At 69.5% G+C, this 23,798-nt stretch carries 19 protein-coding genes and 1 tRNA gene; 15 read left to right on the top strand and 5 right to left on the bottom strand.

What is annotated here, in order from left to right; all coding sequences use genetic code 11:
• Window position 1: 1 nt before the first annotated feature.
• From glgX to glpK, 4 genes are all read left to right on the top strand, one after another.
• The gene (glgX, locus tag Q8S30_RS11750) at window positions 2-2,071 is read left to right on the top strand and encodes a glycogen debranching protein GlgX (protein WP_305666206.1); all 2,070 of its coding nucleotides are present in this window, start codon (window positions 2-4) and stop codon (window positions 2,069-2,071) included.
• Window positions 2,072-2,515: 444 nt separating this feature from the next.
• On the top strand, window positions 2,516-3,841 hold the full coding sequence (locus Q8S30_RS11745) for a D-amino acid dehydrogenase (RefSeq protein WP_305666205.1): 1,326 nt from the start codon (window positions 2,516-2,518) through the stop codon (window positions 3,839-3,841).
• A gap of 256 nt (window positions 3,842-4,097) precedes the next feature.
• Window positions 4,098-5,681: a glycerol-3-phosphate dehydrogenase gene (glpD, locus tag Q8S30_RS11740; protein WP_305666204.1), complete on the top strand. Its 1,584-nt coding sequence runs from the start codon at window positions 4,098-4,100 to the stop codon at window positions 5,679-5,681.
• A gap of 1 nt (window position 5,682) precedes the next feature.
• Window positions 5,683-7,152 carry a glycerol kinase GlpK gene (gene glpK / locus Q8S30_RS11735; protein ID WP_305666203.1) on the top strand — a complete coding sequence of 490 codons (1,470 nt, stop codon included), beginning with the start codon at window positions 5,683-5,685 and terminating at the stop codon, window positions 7,150-7,152.
• On the opposite strand, the gene Q8S30_RS11730 is transcribed toward glpK, so the two are convergent.
• Window positions 7,149-7,709 carry a superoxide dismutase family protein gene (locus Q8S30_RS11730; protein WP_305666202.1) on the bottom strand — a complete coding sequence of 187 codons (561 nt, stop codon included), beginning with the start codon at window positions 7,707-7,709 and terminating at the stop codon, window positions 7,149-7,151. The two genes, glpK and Q8S30_RS11730, sit on opposite strands and share 4 nt — an antisense overlap.
• A gap of 465 nt (window positions 7,710-8,174) precedes the next feature.
• Here Q8S30_RS11730 and Q8S30_RS11725 point away from each other — a divergent pair, with 465 nt between their 5' ends.
• The 6 genes from Q8S30_RS11725 to Q8S30_RS11700 all read left to right on the top strand — a co-directional run bounded on the left by Q8S30_RS11725 (window position 8,175) and on the right by Q8S30_RS11700 (window position 13,842).
• Entirely contained in the window at window positions 8,175-9,671 is a 1,497-nt protein-coding gene (locus tag Q8S30_RS11725; protein ID WP_305666201.1) for a CHASE3 domain-containing protein, read from the top strand.
• Window positions 9,668-10,105: a response regulator gene (locus Q8S30_RS11720; protein ID WP_305666200.1), complete on the top strand. Its 438-nt coding sequence runs from the start codon at window positions 9,668-9,670 to the stop codon at window positions 10,103-10,105. Before Q8S30_RS11725 ends, Q8S30_RS11720 begins: the two co-directional genes overlap by 4 nt.
• The gene (locus Q8S30_RS11715; protein ID WP_305666199.1) at window positions 10,102-11,139 is read left to right on the top strand and encodes a histidine kinase dimerization/phosphoacceptor domain -containing protein; all 1,038 of its coding nucleotides are present in this window, start codon (window positions 10,102-10,104) and stop codon (window positions 11,137-11,139) included. Before Q8S30_RS11720 ends, Q8S30_RS11715 begins: the two co-directional genes overlap by 4 nt.
• Window positions 11,140-11,301: 162 nt before the next feature.
• Complete coding sequence (locus Q8S30_RS11710; RefSeq protein WP_305666198.1) at window positions 11,302-12,711, top strand: cytochrome ubiquinol oxidase subunit I; 1,410 nt, start codon at window positions 11,302-11,304, stop codon at window positions 12,709-12,711.
• Window positions 12,701-13,705, top strand: coding sequence for a cytochrome d ubiquinol oxidase subunit II (cydB, locus tag Q8S30_RS11705; protein ID WP_305666197.1), 1,005 nt, complete (start codon window positions 12,701-12,703; stop codon window positions 13,703-13,705). The genes Q8S30_RS11710 and cydB overlap by 11 nt, the downstream gene beginning before the upstream one ends.
• A complete protein-coding gene (locus Q8S30_RS11700) occupies window positions 13,705-13,842 on the top strand; it encodes a DUF2474 family protein (protein ID WP_305666196.1) in 138 nt (45 codons plus the stop codon). Before cydB ends, Q8S30_RS11700 begins: the two co-directional genes overlap by 1 nt.
• Here Q8S30_RS11700 and Q8S30_RS11695 read toward each other — a convergent pair.
• Genes Q8S30_RS11695 through Q8S30_RS11680 form a run of 4 tightly spaced genes read right to left on the bottom strand, consistent with a single transcriptional unit; the run spans window position 13,829 to window position 18,691 of the window.
• A complete protein-coding gene (locus tag Q8S30_RS11695) occupies window positions 13,829-14,908 on the bottom strand; it encodes a bifunctional transcriptional activator/DNA repair enzyme AdaA (protein ID WP_305666195.1) in 1,080 nt (359 codons plus the stop codon). The genes Q8S30_RS11700 and Q8S30_RS11695 overlap by 14 nt on opposite strands.
• A 50-nt stretch (window positions 14,909-14,958) precedes the next feature.
• Complete coding sequence (locus Q8S30_RS11690) at window positions 14,959-17,178, bottom strand: xanthine dehydrogenase family protein molybdopterin-binding subunit (protein ID WP_305666617.1); 2,220 nt, start codon at window positions 17,176-17,178, stop codon at window positions 14,959-14,961.
• An 8-nt stretch (window positions 17,179-17,186) separates the two neighbouring features.
• A complete protein-coding gene (locus Q8S30_RS11685) occupies window positions 17,187-18,179 on the bottom strand; it encodes a xanthine dehydrogenase family protein subunit M (RefSeq protein ID WP_305666194.1) in 993 nt (330 codons plus the stop codon).
• Window positions 18,176-18,691 (bottom strand): 2Fe-2S iron-sulfur cluster-binding protein, encoded by a 516-nt coding sequence (locus tag Q8S30_RS11680; protein WP_305666193.1) that lies wholly within the window; start codon window positions 18,689-18,691, stop codon window positions 18,176-18,178. Before Q8S30_RS11680 ends, Q8S30_RS11685 begins: the two co-directional genes overlap by 4 nt.
• 270 nt (window positions 18,692-18,961) lie before the next feature.
• Here Q8S30_RS11680 and Q8S30_RS11675 point away from each other — a divergent pair, with 270 nt between their 5' ends.
• From Q8S30_RS11675 to Q8S30_RS11655, 5 genes are all read left to right on the top strand, one after another.
• Window positions 18,962-20,272, top strand: coding sequence for a hypothetical protein (locus Q8S30_RS11675; protein WP_305666192.1), 1,311 nt, complete (start codon window positions 18,962-18,964; stop codon window positions 20,270-20,272).
• A 3-nt stretch (window positions 20,273-20,275) separates the two neighbouring features.
• On the top strand, window positions 20,276-21,073 hold the full coding sequence (locus Q8S30_RS11670; protein ID WP_305666191.1) for a hypothetical protein: 798 nt from the start codon (window positions 20,276-20,278) through the stop codon (window positions 21,071-21,073).
• A gap of 248 nt (window positions 21,074-21,321) precedes the next feature.
• A complete protein-coding gene (locus Q8S30_RS11665; RefSeq protein ID WP_305666190.1) occupies window positions 21,322-22,083 on the top strand; it encodes a LamB/YcsF family protein in 762 nt (253 codons plus the stop codon).
• A gap of 3 nt (window positions 22,084-22,086) precedes the next feature.
• Entirely contained in the window at window positions 22,087-23,646 is a 1,560-nt protein-coding gene (locus Q8S30_RS11660; RefSeq protein ID WP_305666189.1) for an urea amidolyase family protein, read from the top strand.
• A gap of 46 nt (window positions 23,647-23,692) precedes the next feature.
• A tRNA-Ile gene (locus tag Q8S30_RS11655) sits at window positions 23,693-23,768 on the top strand.
• The last annotated feature ends 30 nt before the right edge of the window (window positions 23,769-23,798 follow it).

The following is a 23,798-nucleotide window of genomic DNA, read 5'->3' as shown; positions in this document are numbered from 1 at the left end:
CATGCGGGAAGACAGCTTGTTCAGCTTCGATCTCTCCGCCGGTCGCTCGCACCGGCTGGGGGCCGAACCCGATGCCGATGGCACCAACTTCGCCCTCTTTTCCGAGAACGCCACCAGCGTCGAGCTGTGCCTTTACGACAGCGACGGCCAGACCGAGACCCAGCGGCTGGAGCTGCCGGCGATGGAGGGCGGGGTGTGGTTCGGCTATCTGCCGGGCGTGCGGCAGGGGCAGGCCTATGGCTACCGGGTGCATGGTCCCTATGCGCCCAAGGAGGGCCACCGCTTCAACCCCAACAAGCTGCTGCTCGATCCCTATGCGCGCGAGCTGCATGGCCGCTTCACCTGGGATGACGCGATGTTCGGCTATACCCTGGGCGAGGATGACCTGTCCTTCGACACGCGCGATTCCGGCCCGTTCATGCCCAAGGCGGTTGTCGTCGATCCCGCTTTCGACTGGGAGAGCGACGGCGCCCTGCGCACCCCCTGGGAGCAGACGCTGATCTACGAGGCCCATGTGAAGGGCCAGACCTGCCGCCACCCCGGCGTGCCCGAGGAGGAGCGCGGCACCTTTCAGGGCCTCGCCAGTGCGCCGGTCATCGAGCATCTGCAGCGCATCGGCGTGACGGCAATCGAGCTGCTGCCGGTGCAGGGCTTCTTGCAGGACCGGATCCTGCGCGACCGGGGGCTGGCGAACTATTGGGGCTACAACACCCTGACCTTCTTTGCCCCGCATTGGCCTTATCTCGCGACAGGGCATCTGGGCGAGGTCAAGGAGGCGGTGAAGCGCTTCCACGCGGCGGGGATCGAGGTGATCCTCGACGTGGTCTACAACCACACGGCCGAGGGCAGCGAGTTGGGGCCGACGCTGTCGTTCCGCGGCATCGACAATGCCAGCTATTACCTGCTGGCCGAGGACAAGCGCCATTGCTTCGATGTGACTGGCACCGGCAATACCGTCAACGTCGCGCATCCGATGGTGCTGCGGATGCTGCTGGACAGCCTGCGCTACTGGGTCGAGGTGATGCATGTGGACGGGTTCCGCTTCGACCTCGCCTCGACCCTCGGCCGCGAGGCGACGGGGTTCGAGCGCGAGGGCGCGTTCTTCGCGGCGCTGCAGCAGGATCCGATCCTGTCGGGCGTGAAGCTGATCGCCGAGCCTTGGGACGTGGGCGAGGGCGGTTATCAGGTTGGCGGCTTCCCCTGGCCGTTCCGCGAATGGAACGACAAGTTCCGCGACGATGTGCGCGGCTTCTGGCGGCGTGATGGCCTGTTGCAGGACATGCCGCAGCGGCTGCTGGGCTCGCCGGTGCAGTTCAACCACACCTTCCGGCCGGCGACCTCCTCGGTCAACTTCGTGGCGGCGCATGACGGGTTCACGCTGTGGGATACCGTGTCCTACAACGACAAGCATAACGAGGCGAATGGCGAGGGCGGCGCCGACGGGCATGACCACAACATCTCGGACAATCTCGGGGCCGAGGGGCCTACGGATGACGCCGGCATCATGGAAGCGCGCCAGCGCCGGGTGCGGGCGATGCTGGCGACGGTGCTGCTGAGCCAGGGCGTGCCGATGATCCTTGCCGGGGATGAGGGCGCGCGCACCCAGCAGGGCAACAACAACGCCTATTGCCAGGACAACAACACGACCTGGACCGACTGGGAGCATCTCGACGACGATCTGGTGCAGGTGGTGGCCGATCTGATGGCCTTCCGGCAAGAGGGCGAGGGTTTGGCCCGCGCTCGTTTCGCGCAGGAGGAGGGCGCCCCGGACCTGCCGGGGGCGGTACGGGTCGGCTGGCTGCATCCCTCGGGCGCGCCGATGAGGGACGGGGATTGGTCCGATGGCGAGCTGCGGACGCTGGTGCTGGTGATGGACCGGGCCGAGGGGGCGCGGCTGGTGATGGCGTTCAATGCCGGGGACGACATCGAGGTGACGCTGCCCGAGGGGCAATGGCGGCGGCGGATCGACACTTCGGCGACGCCGGTGGCGGTGGACGAGGTGCAGGAGGGCGCCGTGATGCTGGGATGGCAGACGGTGTCGGTTTGGGATGAGGTGCGGGAAGGGGCGTGAGGGTGTTGCGCCCTTCCTGAAGTCTTCGAAGCCAACTTCTCTTCCTTGCTGGTAGCAATGGAACCAACGGATGCCGTCTTACAGAATTTCGGCCGTCGACGAAATTCTGATGTGCCCGCCCTCCGGGGGGCGGGCACATGCGTGCCCACCGGGGCGGACCCATCAGAATTTGGAATCGCCCGGCTTGGTGGCACCCCCCTTGCCCTGCGGCTTGCGCCTCCGGGCAACCGTCGCGGTCGGCTTGCCACTGGCAAGCCGCCTGATCGCGCCGGAAGTGCCCTTTGCTGTGGTCGCTCTTAGGTTGATACTGCGGCCTCGGTGACGATGGGTCGAACAAACTTGCGTCAAAGTCACAAGACCCCGCAGTATCTTCGCCAATCCGTCCTCTGCCCGCCGATCTTCGCCAAATTCCACCCGCTGGATACATCTATAACCCCGCGCAATATGCAGCAGGGAGCCGCGGGCATGAGAGTTGTCGTTCTGGGCGCAGGGGTCATCGGGGTCACATCGGCCTGGGAACTGGCGAAGGCCGGGCATGAGGTGACGGTGATCGACCGCCAGCCCGCCCCGGCGCTGGAAACCAGCTTTGCCAATGCCGGCGAGGTCAGCCCCGGCTATTCGGCCCCCTGGGCGGCGCCCGGCATCCCGGCCAAGGCGCTGAAATGGATGTTCATGAAACATGCGCCGCTGATCGTGCAGCCGCGCCCCGACCTGGCCAAGCTGGGCTGGCTGGCGCAGATGCTGGGCAACTGCACCAGCGCCGCCTACAAGGTCAACAAGGGCCGGATGGTGCGGCTGGCCGAATACAGCCGCGACTGCCTGAGGACGCTGCGGGACGAGACCGGCATCGACTATGACCAGCGGATGCAGGGCACGCTGCAACTGTTCCGCAGCCAGAAACAGGTCGATGCCGCGGCCAAGGATATCGCCGTGCTGCAGGCCGATGGCGTGCCGTTCGAGGTGCTGGACCGCGCCGGCTGCCTCGCCGCCGAGCCGGGGCTCGCTGGCGCCGCGGACCGGATCGCGGGCGGGCTGCGCCTGCCGGGTGACGAGACCGGCGATTGCTTCAAGTTCACGGGTGCGCTGGCCGCGATGGCCGAGGCGCGCGGGGTCAGCTTCCGCTACGGGGTGGAGATTACCCGGCTGACGGCCGCCGGGGGCCGGATCGTCTCGGTGGAAACCAGCGCCGGGCCGGTGACGGCCGATGCCTTCGTGGTGGCGCTTGGCCCCCATGCGCCGCAGCTGCTGGCGCCCTTGGGGATCAAGCTGCCGGTCTATCCGGTGAAGGGCTATTCGATCACCTTGCCGATCATCGCAGCCGACCGTGCGCCGGAATCGACGGTGATGGACGAGACCTACAAGGTAGCGATCACCCGGCTTGGGGACCGGATCCGCGTTGGCGGTCTGGCAGAGATTGCCGGGTTCGACCTGTCGCTGCCGGCGGCGCGGCGGGCGACGCTGGAGAAATCGGTGGGCGAGCTGTTTGCCGGGGCCGGGGATGCGGCGAAGGCAACCTTCTGGTGCGGGCTGCGGCCGATGACCCCCGATGGCACGCCGGTGGTGGGGCGCACGGAGATGGCGAACCTCTACCTCAACACCGGGCATGGCACTCTGGGCTGGACGATGGCGGCCGGATCGGCCCGTGTGCTGGCCGATGCGGTGTCGAACCGCGCGGCAGAGATCGATGCGAGCGATCTGGGGCTGGCGCGCTATGCGCGGGCAGCCCGGGCGCAGGGCGGAACTGCACGGCCGGTGGCCGTGGCGGGGTGAGGGATCTGTTTCCGACGCAGTCGGCTTGCCAGTGGCAAGCCGACTGCGTCGGTTGCCCGGAGGCGCAAGCCGCAGGGCAAGGGGGGGCGCCGCCTACCCGGACGGTGCCAAATTCTGCGCAGCGCGGGTTGCATACCGTGGCGCCGCATAAGGTGCAGAGCCGGTAGGCGAAACCGCCCCAATCCCTGCCCCCAACCTTGACATTCCGCCCCCGATGCGGTCGCCATGCCAGCGCAAAACCCAAGGGAGCCCCCGCATGGCCGACCTGCACGAAACGCCCGCATCCGGCCCCACCGACACCGTCGATCTCTTCGTCATTGGCGGCGGCGTCAATGGCTGCGGCATCGCCCGCGATGCGGCGGGGCGGGGGCTGTCTGTGGTGCTGGCCGAGCAGGGCGATCTGGCGCAGGGCACCTCCTCGGCCTCGACCAAGCTGTTCCACGGCGGGCTGCGCTACCTCGAATATTTCGAGTTCCGGCTGGTGCGGGAATCGCTCATCGAGCGGGAAACCCTTCTGACCGCGATGCCGCATATCAGCTGGCCGATGCGCTTCGTGCTGCCGATGCACCCCGACATGCGCTTCGAGGCGGCCACCCCGACCTCGCGCCTGCTGTCCGTCGTCATGCCCTGGATGAAGGGGCGGCGGCCGGACTGGCTGATCCGGCTGGGGCTGTTCATGTATGACACTCTGGGCGGCCGCAAGATCCTGCCGGGCACCCGCACGCTGGACCTGACCACCGATGCGGCGGGGCGGGCGCTGAAGCCCAAGTTCCGCCGCGCCTATGAATATTCCGACTGCTGGGTCGAGGATTCGCGGCTGGTGGTGCTGAACGCCCGCGACGCCGAGGCGCGGGGGGCGAAGGTCCTGACGCGGGCACGCGTGGTCCGGGCGGAACGCGCGGATGGCGCGTGGCTGGTGACGGTCGAGGACGCACAGGGCACAAGGCAGGTCCGCGCCCGCGCTCTGGTCAATGCCGCGGGGCCTTGGGTCGCGCAGGTGATCGCCGGCGCGCTGCGCCAGAACAGCCGCGAGTCGGTGCGGCTGGTGCGCGGCAGCCATATCGTCACGCGGCGGCTCTATGACCATGACCGCTGCTATTTCTTTCAGGGCAGCGACGGGCGCATCATCTTCGCCATTCCCTATGAGCAGGATTTCACCCTGATCGGCACCACCGATCAGGAGCATGTGGGCGACCCGGCCGACGCCCGCTGCACCGAGGCGGAGCAGGAGTATCTGTGCACCTTCGCCTCGCAATATTTCGCGCAACCCGTCACCCGCGACGATATCGTCTGGACCTATTCCGGGGTGCGGCCGCTCTATGACGACGGCGCAGGCTCGGCCACGGCGGCGACGCGGGATTATGTGCTGTCGCTTGATACCGCGGGCGGCGCGCCGGTGCTGAATGTCTTTGGCGGCAAGATCACCACCTATCGGCGGCTGGCGGAATCGGCGCTGGCCAAGCTCGCGCCGCATTTCCCGGGGCTCGCGGCCGACTGGACGGCGCGGGTGCCGCTGCCGGGCGGGGATTTCCCGGTGGACGGGGTGGCGGCCCTGGGGACGCGGCTGCGCACCGCGCATCCGTTCCTGACCGAGGCATGGGCGGCACGGCTGGTGCGCGCCTATGGGACAGAGGCCGCAGAGGTGCTGGCGGGCGCACAGAGCGCCGCCGATCTGGGCCGCGACTTCGGCGCCACGCTGACCGAGGCGGAACTGCGCTGGCTGATGGCGCGTGAATACGCCCGCACGGCGCAGGATGTGGTCTGGCGCCGCTCGAAGCTTGGCCTGCGGCTCGATGCGGCGCAGATCGCCGCGATTGACGCGTATCTGCAGGGGGCCTGACATGCCGCATATCCTCGCCATCGACCAGGGCACCACATCTTCCCGCGCGATCCTGTTCGACGGCGCGATGCAGGTGGTGGCCGTCGCGCAAGAGGAGCTGCCGCAGCACTACCCCGCCTCGGGCTGGGTGGAGCATGATCCGGCGGACATCTGGGGCACGGTGACCCGCACCGCACACGAGGTGATTGCCAAGGCGGGCAGCCCCGCCATCGCCGCCATCGGCATCACCAACCAGCGCGAGACGGTGCTGGTCTGGGACCGCGCCACCGGCGAGCCGATCCACCGCGCCATCGTCTGGCAGGACCGGCGCACGGCGGGCATGTGCGCCGAGCTGCGGGACGCGGGGCATGAGCCGGAGATCACCTGGCGCACCGGGCTGCTGCTGGACCCGTATTTCTCGGGCAGCAAGCTCGCCTGGCTGCTGGACAATGTGGAGGGCGCGCGGGCGCGGGCGGAGCGGGGCGAACTGCTGTTCGGTACCGTCGACAGCTTCCTGATCTGGAAGCTGACCGGCGGGCGCGTCCATGCCACCGATGCCACCAATGCGGCGCGCACGCTGCTCTACAACATCCGGCAAGGGCGGTGGGATGCGGATATCTGCGCGCTGCTGCGCATCCCGATGGCGATGCTGCCCGAAGTGAAGGATTGCGCGGCGGAGTTCGGTGTAACGGAGGCCTTCGGCGGCCAGATCCCGATCCTTGGCGTGGCGGGCGACCAGCAGGCGGCGACGCTGGGGCAGGCCTGTTTCGCGCCGGGGATGCTGAAGGCCACCTATGGCACCGGCTGCTTCGCGCTGCTCAATACCGGGGCGGAGCTGGTGGAGAGCCGCAGCCGCCTGCTGGGAACCATCGCCTATCAGCTGGACGGGGTGCCGACCTATGCGCTGGAAGGCTCGATCTTCATCGCCGGGGCCGCGGTGCAGTGGCTGCGTGACGGGCTGGGGCTGATCGGTGCGGCGGGCGAGACGCAGGCGTTGGCCGAGTCCGCTGACCCGGGGCAGGACGTGGTGCTGGTACCGGCCTTCACCGGCCTTGGCGCGCCGTGGTGGAATGCCGAGAGCCGCGGCGCGATCTACGGGCTGACGCGCGCCTCGGGCCCGGCAGAGATCGCGCGGGCGGCGCTGGAAAGCGTCGGCTACCAGACCCGCGATCTGCTGGAGGCGATGCAGGCGGACTGGCGGCGGGATGAGGCTGTGCTGCGGGTGGATGGCGGGATGGCGGCCTCGGACTGGGCGATGCAGTTCCTGGCGGATATCCTTGGCGCGCCGGTGGACCGGCCACGGATGACCGAGACGACGGCGCTTGGCGCGGCCTGGCTGGCAGGGATGCGGGCCGGGATCTACCCCGGCCCGGAAGGCTTTGCGGCGGAATGGGCCTGCGAGCGGCAGTTCACACCCGATATGGACCCTGGCCTGCGCGCGGCGCGCTATGCCCGCTGGCAGCGGGCAGTTGCGGCCACGCTGGCGGTTTAGGACGCGGCTTTTATGACCGCGCAGGCGAGGCGCTCGCCGGCGGCGCCTGCTGGCTGGCTGGCGTAATCGTCCGGCTCTGCATGGAGCATCAGGGTCTTGCCGAGGATACTGGTCGGCCCGCCCTCAAGGCTGACATAGCCGTTGAAAACCTCAGCCGTCAGCAGGCCATCGGAAGCCACATACTGGTTGGGCATGTCCCCCGAATGCGGGCCGGTGTCGTTGAGAAAGCCGTGATCGGTCTCGGTGAGGTTGAGGTGGCCGCCGGCGGATTCGAAGCGGTGGTCATGCTCGCAGGTCGCGCCTTCATGGATGTGGAAGGCGACCCATTTGCTGGCCGGAAGGCCGGTGATCGCCATCCCGATCAGCACGCCATGCGGGGTGCCGGTCAGTGTGGCGCTGCCGATCTCGGCGCCCTCGGCATCGACGAAGCTGGCGGTGGCGGCGGGAACTTCCGGGGTGGCGGCGGTCGGGGTTTCCTGCGCCGGGGCCTGCTGCGCGGCGGCGGGGAAGGCGAAGGCTGCGGCCATGAGGGCGGCGGGGATGGTGATGCGGAACATGAGGTCTCTCCCTTTGGGGTGGCGGCCCGGGGGCGGGCGCCTCTGGGGAGTCAACGGGGAGCGGGGCGCGATGTTCCGGGATGGGCGGGTGTTGAGGGATCACAGGCGCGTTGCCCGTGGCGGGGTGGGGCCTCTTCCGGCGCGATCAGGCGGCTTGCCAGTGGCAAGCCGACCGCGACGGTTGCCCGGAGGCGCAAGCCGCAGGGCAAGGGGGGTGCGGCTTTCTCAGACGGTGCCAAATTCTGCTGTGCCCGCCCTCGGGGGGGCGGGCACAGCAGAATTTCGTCGACGGCCGAAATTCTGCGGGTCAGCCGTTGCGCCAGATACTGCGAGGGGACCGACTGCAGCAGGCGTTGCACCTCTGCAGCCCCCTCCCACCCCTTGCCCCTCCCGGCATTCCCCGGCAGGATCGCGCCCGCCGCAGGGCCTCCCGTGCCGGCACATCCCGCTGTCCCCCGGAGGCCCATGCAGACCGTCAACCGCAAGATCAAGCAGACCGCCATCTTGCTGCTGCTGGGGGCCACGCTGCTGGCGATCCTCGCCGGCTCCTCTACCTTCATCAGCTTCCGCAGCAATGCCGCCTTCGAGAAGACCATCGCCGAACGGCAGCTGCGCCGGACCGCGGCGGACCTGCTGTCGGCGCTGCAAGATGCCGAGACCGGCCAGCGCGGCTATCTTATCACCCTCGATCCCGCCTTCCTCGAGCCCTATCAGGGCGCCCGCACCCGCATCCCCGAGCTGCGCGCGGCGCTGGAACAGCGGCTGGTGATGGACCCGCGGCGCGGCGAGGATCTGCTGGCAGAGCTGGACGCGCTGATCGACCTGCGCATGGGCCTGATCGAGACGACGCTGGAGGCTGCGGGGGCCGGCGATGTGCCGACCGCCCGCGCCATCGTCGGGCAGGGGCAGGGGAAGCCGGCGATGGACCGGGTGCGCGAGGTGCTGGGCGAGGTCATCGCCGCCTCGGACATCCGCACCTCGGCCCTGGTCTCGGTGCAGGGGCGGATGAACCGCTGGCTGCAGGTCGCCTCGGTCCTCGGCGGAATCGCGATGCTGGCGGTGGTGGGCTCGGCCTTCGTGCTGCTGGCCCGGCAGCTGCGCGCCCTGCGCGCCGCCGAGGATCAGCTGCGCCGCCTGAATGTGGGGCTGGAGGGCCGGGTGCAGCAGCGCACCGAGGATCTGATGCGCGCCAACCAAGAGGTGCAGCGCTTTGCCTATATCGTCACGCATGACCTGCGCGCGCCGCTGGTCAACATCATGGGCTTCACCAGTGAGCTGGAAACCGCGCTGAAGCCGTTGCAGGCCTATGTGCTGGCCGATGGCGAGACGGTGACCGAGGACAATATCCGCGACGCCCGCCTTGCCGCCGCCGAGGACCTGCCCGAGGCGCTGGCCTTCATCCGCTCATCGACCCGCAAGATGGACGGCCTGATCAACGCGATCCTGAAAATCTCGCGCGATGGCCGGCGCGAGCTGAAGCCCGAGAGGGTGGACCTGAAGGCGCTGGCCGAGCAGGCCGCGGCGAGCGTCGCGCATCAGCTGGGCGAGACCGGGGGCGAGGCGCAGATCGACGTGAAGGTGCCGCCACTGGTCACCGACCGGCTGTCGGTGGAACAGGCGCTTGGCAACCTTGTGGACAATGCGGTGAAGTATGCCAGCCCGGGCCGGCCGCTGCGGCTGAAGATCCGCGCGGTGCCGGACGGGCCGCGCATGGTGCGCATCGAGGTCGAGGACAATGGCCGCGGCATTGCCGACACCGACCATGAACGGGTGTTCGAGCTGTTCCGCAGATCGGGAAGCCAGGACCAGGCCGGCGAGGGAATCGGTCTTGCACATGTGCGAACGGTTGTGCGAAATCTCGGCGGCGAGATCACCCTGCGGTCAGTTCACGGGCAGGGATCGACATTCACCCTGCATCTGCCCGTCGATCTGCGCGCGGTTCTGGAGACGGTAAGGACATGAAGGCATTGGGCAAGGAAGTCACCATCGTCATGGTCGAGGATGACGAAGGTCATGCCCGGCTGATCGAGAAGAACATCCGCCGCGCCGGTGTCCACAATGAAATCGTACCCTTCGCCGATGGCACCTCGGCGCTGGATTTCCTGCTGGGCAAAGACCGCAGCGGCGAGGCCTCGATCGGGCGCTATCTGCTGATCTTGCTGGACCTGAACCTGCCCGACATGACCGGGATCGACATCCTCGAAAAGGTGAAGACCAACCCCCATACCAAGCATCTGCCGGTGGTGATCCTGACCACGACGGATGACGAGGCCGAGATCAAGCGCTGCTACGATCTGGGGGCCAATGTCTACATCACCAAGCCGGTGGAGTATGAGAGCTTTGCCAATGCCATCCGGCAGCTTGGCCTGTTCTTCGCGGTCCTGCAGGTTCCGTGACCACCGCCCCCGCCGCCATGCTGCGTGTGCTCTATGTCGATGACGATCCGATCCTTGCGCGCCTTGTGGAAAAGGCGCTGGGGCGGGTGGGCATCGAGGTAAGCCATGCCGAGGATGCTGCCAGCGCCGAGGCGCTGATCGCGGCGCAGCGCTTCGATGCGCTGGTGCTGGACCATTACCTGCCCACCGGCACCGGGCTTGATATCCTGCGCCGGATGCGCGCGGGGGGCGGGCGCACGCCAACCATCTATGTCACCGGGTCGAGCGAGGCGACGGTCGCCATCGACGCGCTGAAGGCCGGGGCGGATGACTATGTCATCAAGTCCACCGGCGAGGATTTCACTGCGCTGCTGCACCGCGCCATCGACCAGGCCATCGTTAAGGCCGAGCTGCTGGCCGCCAAGGACCGCGCCGATATCGAAACCCGCATCGCGCGCGAGCGGGCCGAGATGCTGCTGGCCGAGGTGCATCACCGCGTCGCCAACAGCCTGTCGATGGTCACCTCGCTGCTGCGCCTGCAAGCCTCGTCCGGTGCATCCGATGAGGTCCGCACCGCGCTGTCCGAGGCGCAGGCCCGCATCGCCGCCATCTCGGGCGTGCATCGCAGCCTCTATCTGGGCGATGACGTGCATACCGTGACGCTCGATGCCTATCTGCAATCCATGCTGCAGGACTTCCGCAAGACCATCCCGGGCAGCATCCGCCTGACCATCGACGCCTGCCCGGTCAAGATCAGCGCCGACCGTGCCGTCAGCCTCGGTATCGTGGTGTCGGAACTGGCGACCAATGCGGCCAAATACGCCTGGCCCGAGGGCGGCGCGGGCGAATTGCGGGTGGAGCTGACGGAACCCGAACCGGGCCTCGCGCGGCTGGTGGTCGCCGATGACGGGATCGGCAGCGACCCCGAAGGCATGGCGCTCGGCACCGGGCTCGGCCAGAAGCTGATCCGCGCCATGGCCGAACGGCTGGAGGGCAGCGTCGTGCAGCCCGCCGTGCCGAAGGGCACCACGGTTGTGGTCAGCTTCCGGGTCTGAGCACGGCTTTCGAACCGGCTGCGACCTTCTGCCCCTCGCCTTGCCGTCCCTCCGCCCCATCTTGCCGGGAACAACTCCCTGCCTGCCGACTTGCCTGAACGGGTGAGGATCTGGCAGGGGCGCGCGCCGCACGTTGCGGTGCCCGGAACGACAGGAGACCGGATGTTCGAGAGTTTCGACGCGATCTTGCTGGCAAGGATCCAGTTTGCCTTCACCATCGCCTTCCACATCGTCTTTCCCGCCTTCACCATCGGGCTCGCCAGCTATCTGACCGTGCTGCTGGCGCTGTGGCTGAAGACCGGCCGCGGCGTCTATCTGCGGCTGTTCGATTTCTGGAAAACGATCTTCGCCATCTCCTTCGGCATGGGCGTCGTATCGGGGATCGTGATGTCCTACCAGTTCGGCACCAACTGGTCTGCCTTCTCGGACAAGGCCGGCCCGGTCATCGGCCCCTTGATGGGGTATGAGGTGCTGACGGCCTTCTTCCTCGAGGCCGGCTTCCTCGGCATCATGCTCTTCGGGCGCGAGCGGGTGGGCAAGGGCCTGCATTTCATGGCCACCGCGATGGTGGCCTTCGGCACGCTGCTGTCCGCGACCTGGATCCTGGCGGTGAACAGCTGGATGCAGACGCCGCAGGGCTTTGCCATCAACGAGGTCGGGCAGTTCGTCCCGGTGGACTGGTGGCAGATCATCTTCAGCCCGTCCTTCCCCTACCGGCTGATCCATATGGTGCTGGCCGCCTACCTGACCACGGCGCTGGTCGTCGGCGGGGTCGCGGCATGGCACAAGCTGCGCCGCCGCGACTGGCCCGAGGTTCACACCATGTTCAGCATGGCGATGGGCATGATCATAGTGGTCGCGCCGCTGCAGATCTTCATGGGCGACCTGCACGGGCTGAACACGCTGGAGCATCAGCCGATCAAGGTCATGGCGATGGAGGGGCATTTCGAAAGCCACCCCGACGGCGCGCCGCTGATCCTGTTCGGCTTCCCCGACCGCGAGGCGCAGACGGTGCATTGGTCGGTGGAGATCCCGAAACTGTCCAGCCTGATCCTGAAACACGATCTGAACGCCCCGATGGACGGGCTCGACACGGTCCCGCGCGAGATGCAGCCGCCGGTGGAGATCGTCTTCTGGTCCTTCCGCATCATGGTGATGCTTGGCTTTGCGATGCTGGGTCTTGGCCTGTGGTCGCTGCTGGCGCGGCTGCGCGGGCGGCTGCATGACAGCCGCAACCTGCACCGCTTCGCGCTGGCGATGGGCCCCGCCGGGTTCGTGGCGGTGCTGGCCGGCTGGATCACCACCGAGGTTGGCCGCCAGCCCTGGACCGTCTATGGCCATATGCTGACCGCCGACAGCGCCTCGCCGGTTTCGGCCGCCGCGGTGGGGGCCTCGCTGGTCGCCTTCATCATCGTCTACTTCGCCATCTTCGGCACCGGCGTCGTCTATGTCCTGCGGCTGATGGCGCGGCTGCCGGAGTTTGACGAGGATGATCTGGTCGACGGCCCGCTGCGCACGGCGGGCATAACCCCCGGCCCCGCAACCCAGAAGGAGGTTCCTCATGGACATTGATCTGCCGACAGTCTGGGCCGGGATCATCGCCTTCGCGGTGCTGGCCTATGTGGTGATGGACGGGTTCGACCTTGGCATCGGCATCCTGTTCCCGCTGTTCCCGGAAAAGGAGGACCGCGACGTGATGATGAACTCCGTCGCGCCGGTCTGGGACGGGAACGAGACCTGGCTGGTGATGGGCGGCGGCGGCCTTCTGGCGGTGTTCCCGCTGGCCTATGCGACGATCCTGCCCGCGCTTTATGCGCCGCTGACAGTGATGCTGCTGGCGCTGGTGTTCCGGGGCGTGGCGTTCGAGTACCGCTGGCGCAGCGATACCGGCAGCCGCCGCTGGGACGTGGCCTTCTTCGGCGGCTCTGCCATCGCCACCTTCTCGCAGGGCATCGCGCTTGGCGCGCTGGTGCAGGGCATCCGGATCGAGGACCGCGCCTATGCGGGCGGCTGGTGGGACTGGCTGACGCCGTTTTCCATCGCCACCGGCGTGGCGCTGCTGGCCGGCTATGCGCTGCTGGGGGCCTGCTGGCTGGTGCTGAAGACCGAAGGCACGCTGCACGCCTATGCCCGGAAACTGGCGATGCGGGCGGCCTTGGCGACGCTGGCGGGCATGGGCCTCGTGAGCCTATGGACCCCGTTCCTCAACCCTGGATATCTGGAGCGCTGGTTCGGCTGGCCGACCATCGGCTTCAGCCTTGTCGTGCCGCTGCTGGTGGCGGGCGCGGCCTACGGCCTCTGGCGCGGGCTGACGCGGGGGCCGGACTGGCTGCCCTTCCTCTCTGCCCTCAGCCTCTTCGTGCTCGGCTTCGCCGGGGTCGGGATCAGCTTCTATCCGTGGATCGTGCCGTTTGCGCTGACCATCGAGGAGGCCGCTGCCCCGGATGAGAGCCTGGTGTTCCTGCTCTGGGGCTCGGTGGTGCTGCTGCCGATGATCCTCGGCTACACCGCCTATGCCTATTGGGTGTTCCGCGGCAAGCTGCGGCACGGCGAGGGCTATCACTGATGGTGGCACAGAAGGAGACGGGGCAGGGCGACAGCTGGCTGCGCCGCATAGCATGGTTCGTGGGTCTTTGGCTGGCGGGCTTCGCCGCCCTCAGCGCGGCGGCCTATGTGATCCGGCTGGCGATCATGCCCGGCTGAAGGCCGCCTCCAACTCGATCAGCCGCTGCTTGCGCCACAGCCCGCCGCCATAGCCGGTCAGCGCGCCATCCGCGCCGATGACCCGGTGGCAGGGGATCACCAGCGCGATCTGGTTGGCGCCATTGGCGCGGGCCACGGCGCGCGCCGCCTCGGGCCGGCCCATTTCCCGCGCGATCTCGCCATAGCTGCGGGTGGTGCCGGGCGGGATCTGCCGCAGGATCTCCCACACCGCCCGGGTGAAGGCGCTGCCGTGCAGGGCCAGCGGCGTGTCGAAGCGGGCACTCGTCCCTGCGAAAAAGGCGCCAAGCTCGCCCGCCATCTGGTCAATCGGCGCAGGCCGCCCCAGCCCGATCCCGCCCGCCATCTTGCGCAGCCGCGCCAGTTCCGCCGGCAGCGCCTTGCGGTCCGCGAACTCCAGCAGATGCAGCGACCGCTTGTCCGCCACCGCGATCATCGGGCCGATGGGCGTGTCGATCCAGTCCGCCTGCAGCAGCGCACCCTTCATCTCGGCAGGCGCGGCCCCCAGCAACCGGGCAAAGGCGGCGCGGAAGGCGGCGGGGCTGTCGAACCCCGCATCGAACTGCGCCTCGATCACGCGGCCCCCGGCGGCCAGCGTCGCCATACCCTCGCGCAGCCGGCGCTGGCGGGCCATGTCGAGGAAGGTCACCCCGAACTGCCGCCGGAAGCTGCGCCGCACGGTGGAGGGATCGAAGCCCATCCCCGCCACATCCTCCTCGCGCCAGCGCCGCGCCGGGTCCGCCTCCAGCGCGGCGGTCAGCGCGGCGATGCAGGGGTCGGCCGCGGCCTCGGGCGCCAGCGGATGGCAGCGCAGGCAGGCGCGGAACCCGGCGGCGAGGCAATCGGCGGGGGAGGCAAAGAACCGGCAATTGGCGCGCAGAGGTTTGCGCGCCGGGCAGGTCAACCGGCAGAAGATCCCGGTGGAGGTGACGCCGACATAGGCCCTCCCGTCGAAGGCCGGATCCCGCGCCAGCAGCGCGGCATAAAGCACATCGTCAGATGGCAGCGTCAGGGCAAGCAACGGGGCAGGGGCGAGGGGATATGTCATGCCCCAAAGCTACCGCAGCCCGCCTTGCCTGTCCGCCTGTTTCCGGGCGGCTATTGCGCTTCGGCGTCGATCTCCACCAGCCCGGCCAGCACCTTGTCCACCGTCATCGGCAGGCTGCGCACCCGCACCCCGCAGGCATTGTGCACCGCATTGACGATGGCCGCCCCCGCGCCGCAGATCCCCAGCTCGCCGATGCCCTTGGCCTGCATCGGCGCCCAGTCATCCCGCTCTTCGATGAAATGCACCTCCAGCGCCGGCACATCGGCATTCACCGGCACATGGTATTCGGCCAGGTCGCGGTTGACGATATGGCCATCGCGCGCGTCATGGACCAGCTCTTCGGTCAGCGCCATGCCGATGCCCCAGATCATCCCGCCAAGCGCTTGCGACCGCGCCGTCTGCGCGTTCAGCACCCGGCCGATGGCGAAGGTGCCCAGCATCCGGCGCACCCGGATCTCACCCGTGACCGCGTTCACGCCCACCTCGGCGAAGGCTGCGCCCCAGGTCGCCTGCCGCGCCTTGTCCTCGGCCTCGCCGGGGATCAGATGCCCCTCGGCCTGCATGGCCGCGCCGCCCATCAGCGTGGCGAGGGGCACCTTGCGGTTGTCATGGATGGCATGGCCGTCCTTCAGCGTCAGCTCCGGTTCAGGGCACCCCATCGCCTCCGCCAGCTTGCTGCGCAGCTCAAGGCAGGCCAGATACACCGCCGACCCGGTCGAAGCCGCGCCGAACGACCCGCCCGACCCCGAACTGGCGGGAAGGTCGGTATCCCCCAGAACCGTTTCCACCGAACCCATCGGCAGCCCCAGCATCTCTGCCGCGATCTGGGTCAGGATCGCATAGCTGCCGGTGCCGATATCGGTCATGTCGGTTTCCACCAGCGCAGAACCCTCAAGGCTCAGCGTCACCCGCGCCTTCGCTTCCATCACCGTGTTCACCCGCACCAGCGAGGACATGCCCATCCCGATCCACCACTCGCCCTCGCGCCGGGCGCGGAGCGAGGCGTGGCGATGCTCCCAGCCAAAGCGGCGGGCGCCCGTCGTCAGCGCCTCGGCCAGCTTGTGCGACGAGAAGGGGCGCCCGGTCCCGGGCTCCAGCTTCGGGATATTGCGCAGGCGCAGGGCGACCGGGCACATGCCCAGCTTGTCCGCCAACTCATCCATCGCGCATTCGAAGGCCGTCGCCCCCACCGACTCGCCCGGTGCGCGGACGGATGCGCACAGCAAGCGGTGGACGCGCGCGACGCGGTGGACGACGCGGCGATGCGCGGCCTCATAGGTGAAGGGCGTCGCCTGCTGCACGGGTTCGGAAAACTTCTGCCCGGGCAGATTCGACACCAGCGCCTCATGGCCGATCATGGTCAGGCGCCCCTCGTCATCGGCCCCCAGCTGGATGCGCTGCAGCGTCTCCGACCGGCGCGAGGTGGTCTCCATCGACTGCGGGCGAGAGCAGACCACCGACACCGGCCGCCCCAGCCGCTGCGCCGCAATCGCTGCCGCCACCGTCTCGGGCGAGATGCCAAGCTTGCTGCCAAACCCGCCGCCCACATGCGGAGCAAGGACGCGGACATCCTCCGCCTCGATCCCAAGCGCGGCGGCAACCTGCCCCTGCGCCGAGGCCAGCATCTGCAGCGTGCTGTGCAGCACCAGCTTGCCCCCCTGCCATTCGGCCAACGAGGCATGGGGCTCCATCGGCGCGCTCGACATCGAGGAGGTGCGGTAGATCCGGTCGATGACCGCATCGGCAGCCTCCAGCGCCGCATCCGGCTCGCCGGTCACCGATTGCTTCTTCTCCGGCAACTCCACCTCGGCGGCGGGCTCTTCGGGGCCCGTCGCCGCCCCGGGCTCCTCAGCATAGTCCACCCGCAGCCGCAGCGCGGCATGGCGGGCCTGCTCCAGCGTCTCGGCCACCACCAGCGCGACCGGCTGGCCGTGATAGACCACCTCGGCGGCATCGCCCGCAGGCGGCTTGGTCGTCGCACCCTGGCCGGAGAAGCGCACCAGCCGCGCGTCGTCGATCACCGCCAGCACGCCCGGCATCTCCAACACCGGCGCAGAGTGCAGGGTGGTCACCCGGCCGCGGGTAATCGTCGCCCGCACCAGCGCCCCATGCACCATGCCCGCCACCTGCTGGTCGCCGGTATAGACGGCGCGCCCCGTGACCTTCAGCGCGCCTTCGGGCCGCGGCTCCGGCCGGCCAAGCACTCCCTGCGCCATGCCATCAAGGCGGTGATCGGTATCGGGGCCATCATGCGTCATGGCATGGGTCATCTCGCGGGTCATGCGCGGGCTCCTTCTTCGGCTGTCGCCTCGGCCAGCACCGCGGCGAGGGTGCGGCGGGCGAGCGGGATCTTGAAATCGTTGTCGCCCTGGCCCTTCGCCTCTGCCAGCAGCAGGTCGGCGGCATGGTCGAACAGCGCAGGCGAGGGCGCCTCGCCGATCAGCGCGCCCTCCAGCTCGGCACTGCGCCAGGGCATATGCGCCAGCCCGCCAAAGGCCAGCGCCGCGGCGGCGATCCGGCCCGTCTCCATCCGCAGGCAGGCGGCGACCGAGACCAGCGCGAAGGCATAGGAAGCCCGGTCCCGCACCTTCCGATAAATCTGCCGCCCGCCTTCCGCCGGCGGCAGCAGCACCGCGGCGATCATCTCGCCCGGCTCCAGCACGGTTTCCACATGCGGCGTGTCGCCCGGCAGCCGGTAGAACGCCGCCAGCGGCACCTGCCGCCGCCCGCCGCCCGCCGCCAGCAATTCGACTTCCGCCGACAGCGCCCGCAAGGCCACCGCCATATCGCTGGGATGGGTGGCGATGCAGGCGTCACTCGCGCCAAGGATCGCATGGATGCGGTTGAACCCGCCGATGGCCGCGCAACCGCTGCCCGGCTCGCGCTTGTTGCATTGCATGGCGGTGTCGTAGAAGTAATAGCACCGCGTCCGCTGCAGCAGGTTGCCCCCGGTCGTCGCCTTGTTGCGCAGCTGCCCGCTCGCCCCCGCCAGCAGGGCGCGGGACAGCAGCGGCCAGTGCCGCCGCACCAGCGGATCGGCGGCAAGGTCGCTGTTGCTGACCATCGCCCCGATGCGCAGCCCGGCATCCGTCAGGGTGATCCCCCGCAGATCCAGCCGCGAGATATCCACCAGCCGCGCCGGCGTCATCACCTCATGCTTCATCAGGTCCAGAAGGTTGGTGCCGCCGGCGATGAAGGCCGTGCCCGGCGTCTCCGCCTCGGCCAGCGCGTCCTTGCACGATCCCGCGCGGATGTAGTCGAACGCCCTCATGCCGCATCCTCCCGCTCGGCCGCCGCCAGCCGGATCGCGGCGATGATGTTGGGATAGGCGGAGCAGCGACACAGGTTCCCGCTCATCCGCTCGGCAATCTCCGCCTCGGTCGGCAGGGCCGGGCCGTCCAGCGTCTCCGACACATGGCTCGGCCAACCCGCCCGGATCTCCTCCAGCATCGCCGTGGCCGAGCAGATCTGCCCCGGCGTGCAATAGCCGCATTGAAACCCGTCCGTCTCGATGAACGCCGCCTGCAGCGGCGACAGCGCCTCCGGCGTTCCCAGCCCCTCGATGGTCGTGATCGCATCCCCATCATGCATCACCGCCAGCGACAGGCATGAATTGATCCGCCGCCCATTCACCATCACCGTGCAGGCCCCGCACTGGCCGTGATCGCAGCCCTTCTTGGTGCCGGTCAGCCCGGCATGATGCCGGATCGCATCCAGCAGCGTCACCCGCGGGTCGAGCTCAAGGTGGTGCTTGGTGTCGTTGATCGTCAGGGTCACATGCATCTGGCGCGCCTATCTTGCTCGAGGGGCTGGACGGGACCGCGCGGCGGCGGTGGCGAGGTGTAAGCCGCAGGGGCGGCTTGCAGGGCCAACCCCGCCCCCCCGCGCCGGGTTCCCGCATCAGCCGCTCGCGTGCCGCAACCCCGCTGCCAGCCCCGCCCTCGCGCGAAGGTGATGCGGAGTGACCCCGCCGGGGCTACGCGCCGCCCCATGCCGCGCATACTCTCCACCAGCCCGCGCGATCCCCCCGCGAGGCGGAGCCGAGGGATCCGAATGACGCCGCCAACCGCCGACGCCGCACCGCCGCCGATCCCCGCCCCGATCCAAGCCCCCATCCCCGAACGCCAGGGCCTGCGCCATGCGCGCGAGCTTGAGCGGCATCTGGCCTTCCTCGACACCTTCACCGGCACCGCATTGGGAGTGCTGGCCGCCGCCTCGGGCATCTACACCTATCTCGGCGTGCGCTCGCTGCTCGACGATACCGGCGCCTGGACCACCTTCGCCGCCCTTTCTTATTCCATCGCCGTCTCGGTCGGCATCTTCGTCTTCTGGTCCTACCTGCTGCGCCTTCTGCCCGCCGTCCGCACTGCCGCCTCGCGCGTCGGCCTGCTGCTGTCGATGGCGCTTGGCTGCGTCGCGATCATCGCCATGTCCTCTTGGCTCAACGCCGCGGCCCTCGCCGGCGCGGCCGCGGTCGAACAGCATCTGGCCACCACCGTGCAGACCTACCAGGGCGCGCTGGAGCGTGCCCATTCCAACGCCATCGCCGGGCAAAGCCTTGGCCGCGACGTCGCCCGCGTCCGCCAGAGCTTTGGCGACCTGTCCGAGCAGGAGGCGGGTGGCAACCTCTCCGGCCTCGCCGGGCAGGGCGCGGTGTTCCGGGTGCTGACCCAGAAGGCCGCCGAACTGGGCGCGCTGGAAGCCCAGATCGCCGCGCAGGACGGCCCCGTCGCCGCCGCCTTCGCCGAGGGCAACACCATCCTCAGCCGGATGCGCGCGCTGACGGTCGAGCCGGGCGCGGTCGAGGCCCGCTCGGTGCGCTTCTCGGAGGAGGCGGTGCGCCTGTCCGGCATCATCGCCGAGCTGCGCCAGCTGAACGTGGCCCCGCTCGTGGCCCGCGCCGCGCAGGACTTGGCCGACTCGGTCGTGCTCCCCGATCTCGACGGCGGCAGCGCGCTCGCCCGCTCCAGCCAGGCCAGCACCATCGACTCGGTCCTGCAACTCCTCCGCCAGCGCGCCGAAACCCTGAACGGCGCCGCGGCCGAGGTGATCGCGCTGCCCGCCCCGGATGAGATTGTCTACACCCCCGTCTCCGCCGCCGATGCCGTCATCCGCTATGCTGGCAACTTCATCCCCAGCTGGGCCGGCGCCATCGCCATCGACCTCTTGCCGGCGGTACTGGTCTTCATCGTCATGGTCACCCAATCGGCCATCCGCACCGGGCGCGGCGAGGGCACGGCCGAGGATACGATGACAGTCGCCGATCTCCGCGCCGCCATCGCCGCCGCCCGCGCGCTGCAAGAGCCGGTCTATCTGCCGGGCGAGACACCCGGGCCTGCGCCGCATCCCGGCCCGCAGGCCTGACGCATGATCTTCCGCCGCGCCCGGGCGACTGCCGGGGACACCGAAGCGCCGAGGCGCGCCACCCCGCAGGGCGCGCTGAAGCTGATGCTGGTCGCGCAGATCGGCATCGGCGCGGCGCTGCTATGGATCGACCTCGCCGCCTCCGGCTCCTCCGGCGCGACCGCGCCCCAGCTCTTCGCCCCGCCCGGCACCGGCCCCGAGACGCGGCCCTATGCCCCGGACCGCCGCCCCGGCCGCCCCGGCACCCCGGCGATGCGCGAGATGCCCCAGCGGCTGGAGTTCGGGATTGACGGCACGGCCATGACCCTGATCGGCCAGATCGCCCCCGGCGACGCGCAGCGCTTCACCGACTATATCGAGGCGCAGCGGGCCGAGGGTGCCCGCCCCACCGCCCTGCAGATCGACAGCTCCGGCGGCTCCGTCGCCGACGCCCTCGCCATCGGCCGGCAGGTCCGCGCGCTGGCGATGACCACCTCGGTCGGCGAGGCCGCGGTTTGCCTCTCCGCCTGCCCCTATATCTTTGCCGGCGGCACCACGCGCAGCGCCGATCCCGCGGCGGTCGTCGGCGTCCACCAGCACTATTTCGGCGAGAACACCCTGCTGCCGGCCTTCCTCGCCGTCGAGGACGTCCAGCGCGGGCAGGGCGCGGTGATCGAATATCTGGACGAGATGGGCGTCGACGCGATGCTGATGGCCCCGGCGCTGAAGACCCCGCCCGACGAGATCTTCATCCTGGATGCCGAGGACCTGCGCCGCTACCGGCTGGTGACGGACGAGCCGGAGACGGATGCCGAGGGCTGAGGGCAGGCGGGTTCGGGGCCGGGCCCCGGTGCCAAAACGTATGTATGAAAACCATATAGGTCCCATATGGTTTCTGTATCGCGAAAACAGCGCCTTTCCAAAGGGTTGATCCCGTTTCGGGCCCGGCATTGGAAAATGCCGAAAATCTCGCGCAATCCGCCATACCCGCCCCCCGAACCCTGACCGCTTGCACCCGCACCCCCGCAGGGCGAGACTGCCACGGACGGCAAGACGAAAGGCCCCGCCCCATGCAGATCGACCTCAACAGCGACCTTGGCGAAGGCTTCGGCGCATGGGCCATGGGCGACGATGCCGCGATGCTGGACATCGTCACCTCCGCCAATATCGCCTGCGGCTTCCACGCCGGCGACCCCGCGGGAATCCTCCGCACCCTGCGCGCCGCCGCGGCCCGCGGAGTGGCCATCGGCGCCCATGTCGGCTACCGCGACCTGGCCGGTTTCGGGCGGCGGGCGATGGATGTCGGGTCGGAGGATCTGACCGCCGAAGTGATCTACCAGATCGGCGCGCTGCAGGCGCTGGCGGTGGCGGCGGGCACCCGCGTCGCCTATGTCAAACCCCACGGCGCGCTCTACAACACCATCGCCAGGGACGCCCGGCAGGCCGATGCCGTGATCGCCGGAGTGCGCGCCGTGGACCCCTCCCTGCCGCTGGTCTGCCTCGCTGGCGCGCCGATCTGCGACCGGGCGCGGGCCGCAGGCCAACCGGTGATAGCCGAGGCCTTCGCCGACCGCGCCTATACCGCCAGTGGTAGCCTGCTGTCCCGCACCTTGCCAAATGCAGTGCTCCACGACCCGGCGTTCATCGCCACCCGGATGCTGCGGCTGGTGCAGGAGGGCCGTGTCGAGGCGGCGGATGGCAGCACCGTCACCCTCTCCGCCCAGTCCATCTGCGTCCACGGCGACAGCCCCGGCGCCGTGGCAATCGCCGCGGCGCTGCGCAAGGCGCTGGAGGCCGCAGGCGTGGCGCTGCGCCCCTTCACGGCGGCCTGACCGATGCGCCTGCTGCCCGCCGGAGACTGCGCGCTGCTGGTCGAACTGTCGGGCCTGCCCGAGGTTCTGGCGCTGCTCGACCACCTGCGCCAAAGCCCCTTGCCCGGCACAGTGGAGCTGATCCCCGGCGCCCGCACCCTGCTGCTGCGCTGGCAAGCCGGGCAGGCGAAGCGCGCCGATCTGGTCGCGGCGCTGCAGGCGGTCAAGCTCGACCCCAGCCAACCGCCGCCCCCGTCCGGCACCGAAATCGAGATCCCCGTCCGCTATGACGGCGCCGATCTGGCCGAGGTCGCGGCCCTCACCGGCCTCTCGCAAACCGAGGTGATCCGCCGCCACATCGCCACCCCGCAGGTCGTTGCCTTCACCGGCTTCGCCCCCGGTTTCGCCTATCTCACCGGCGGTGACCCCGCCCTGCAGGTTCCCCGCCGCCAGGTCCCCCGCCCCCGCATCCCCGCCGGTGCCGTGGCCCTCGCCGGCCCCTTCAGCGGCATCTACCCCCGCGCCAGCCCCGGCGGCTGGCAGCTCCTTGGAACGACCCCTCTGGCGATGTGGGACCTGGGCCGCGAGCCCCCGGCGCTGCTGCAGCCCGGCGACCGGGTGAGGTTTCGCGAGATGGGGCCAGATGAGCCTTGGCCCGTGGCAAAACCAGCGCGGCCTGCCCGGGACCTGTCGCCAGCGCTCCGGGTGCTCACCGCCCCCCTCCCGCTGCTCTTTCAGGATGCCGGCCGGCCGGGGCTCGCGGGGCAGGGCGTCTCCGCCTCCGGCGCCGCCGACCGCGGCGCACTGGCGGCGGCGAACCGCGCGGTGGGCAACCCCGCTGGCGCGCCGTGCCTCGAGATCACGCTCGGCGGGGTGGAGCTGCTGGCCGAGGCGCCTGCCACCCTGGCCCTCGCCGGCGCCCCTGCCGCGCTGCGCCTGACCCCCGCAAACGGCGAGCCAACCTCGCCGGGTTTCGGCATCCGCTTCACGGTGCAGCCCGGCGACCGCCTCTGGATCTCGCCGCCCCGCGCCGGGCTGCGTAACTATCTGGCCGCAAAGGGCGGCTTTGCCGTCACGCCGGTTCTGGGCAGCGCCGCGACCGATACGCTCTCGGGCATCGGCCCCGCGCCGGTGTTGAAGGGAGTCGGCATCGCCATCGGCTCCCTCACCGGCGAAAGCCCCCCTCCGGCTCAACCCGGCTTCGCGCCCCCGGCGCCCGGCGACACCGTCACTCTCGACATCCTTCCCGGCCCCCGCAGCGACTGGTTCACGCCCGAGGCGCTGGCTCTGCTCACCGCTCAATGCTGGGAGGTCACGCCCCAATCCAGCCGCGTCGGCATCCGCCTTGCCGGGGCCGAGCCGTTGACCCGGCGCGACACCCACGAACTCCCCAGCGAGGGCATGATGCCGGGCGCATTGCAGGTACCCCATGGCGGCCAGCCCGTGCTGTTCCTCGCCGATCACCCGTTGACCGGCGGCTATCCGGTGATCGCGGTGCTGGCCGACCATCACCTCGACCTCGCCGGCCAGCTGCCCCCCGGCGCGAGGCTGCGCTTCAGGCTGCTGGAGCCCTTCGCGGCCTGAGCCTCGCTTGACCCGCCGGGCAATTCTGCTAGGCATTGCGCAGGCCGGGCCTGTAGCTCAATGGTTAGAGCAGGGCGCTCATAACGCCTTGGTTGGGGGTTCAAGTCCCTCCGGGCCTACCAATTCCCCGGCCGATCCATAGACCTGATCGA

Origin of the sequence: Frigidibacter sp. (assembly GCF_030695035.1) — a bacterium.
Taxonomy (GTDB): Bacteria; Pseudomonadota; Alphaproteobacteria; order Rhodobacterales; family Rhodobacteraceae; genus Frigidibacter.
The sequence above is the reverse complement of the archived record's forward strand: the minus strand, read 5'-3'. Positions and strand labels throughout refer to the sequence as shown.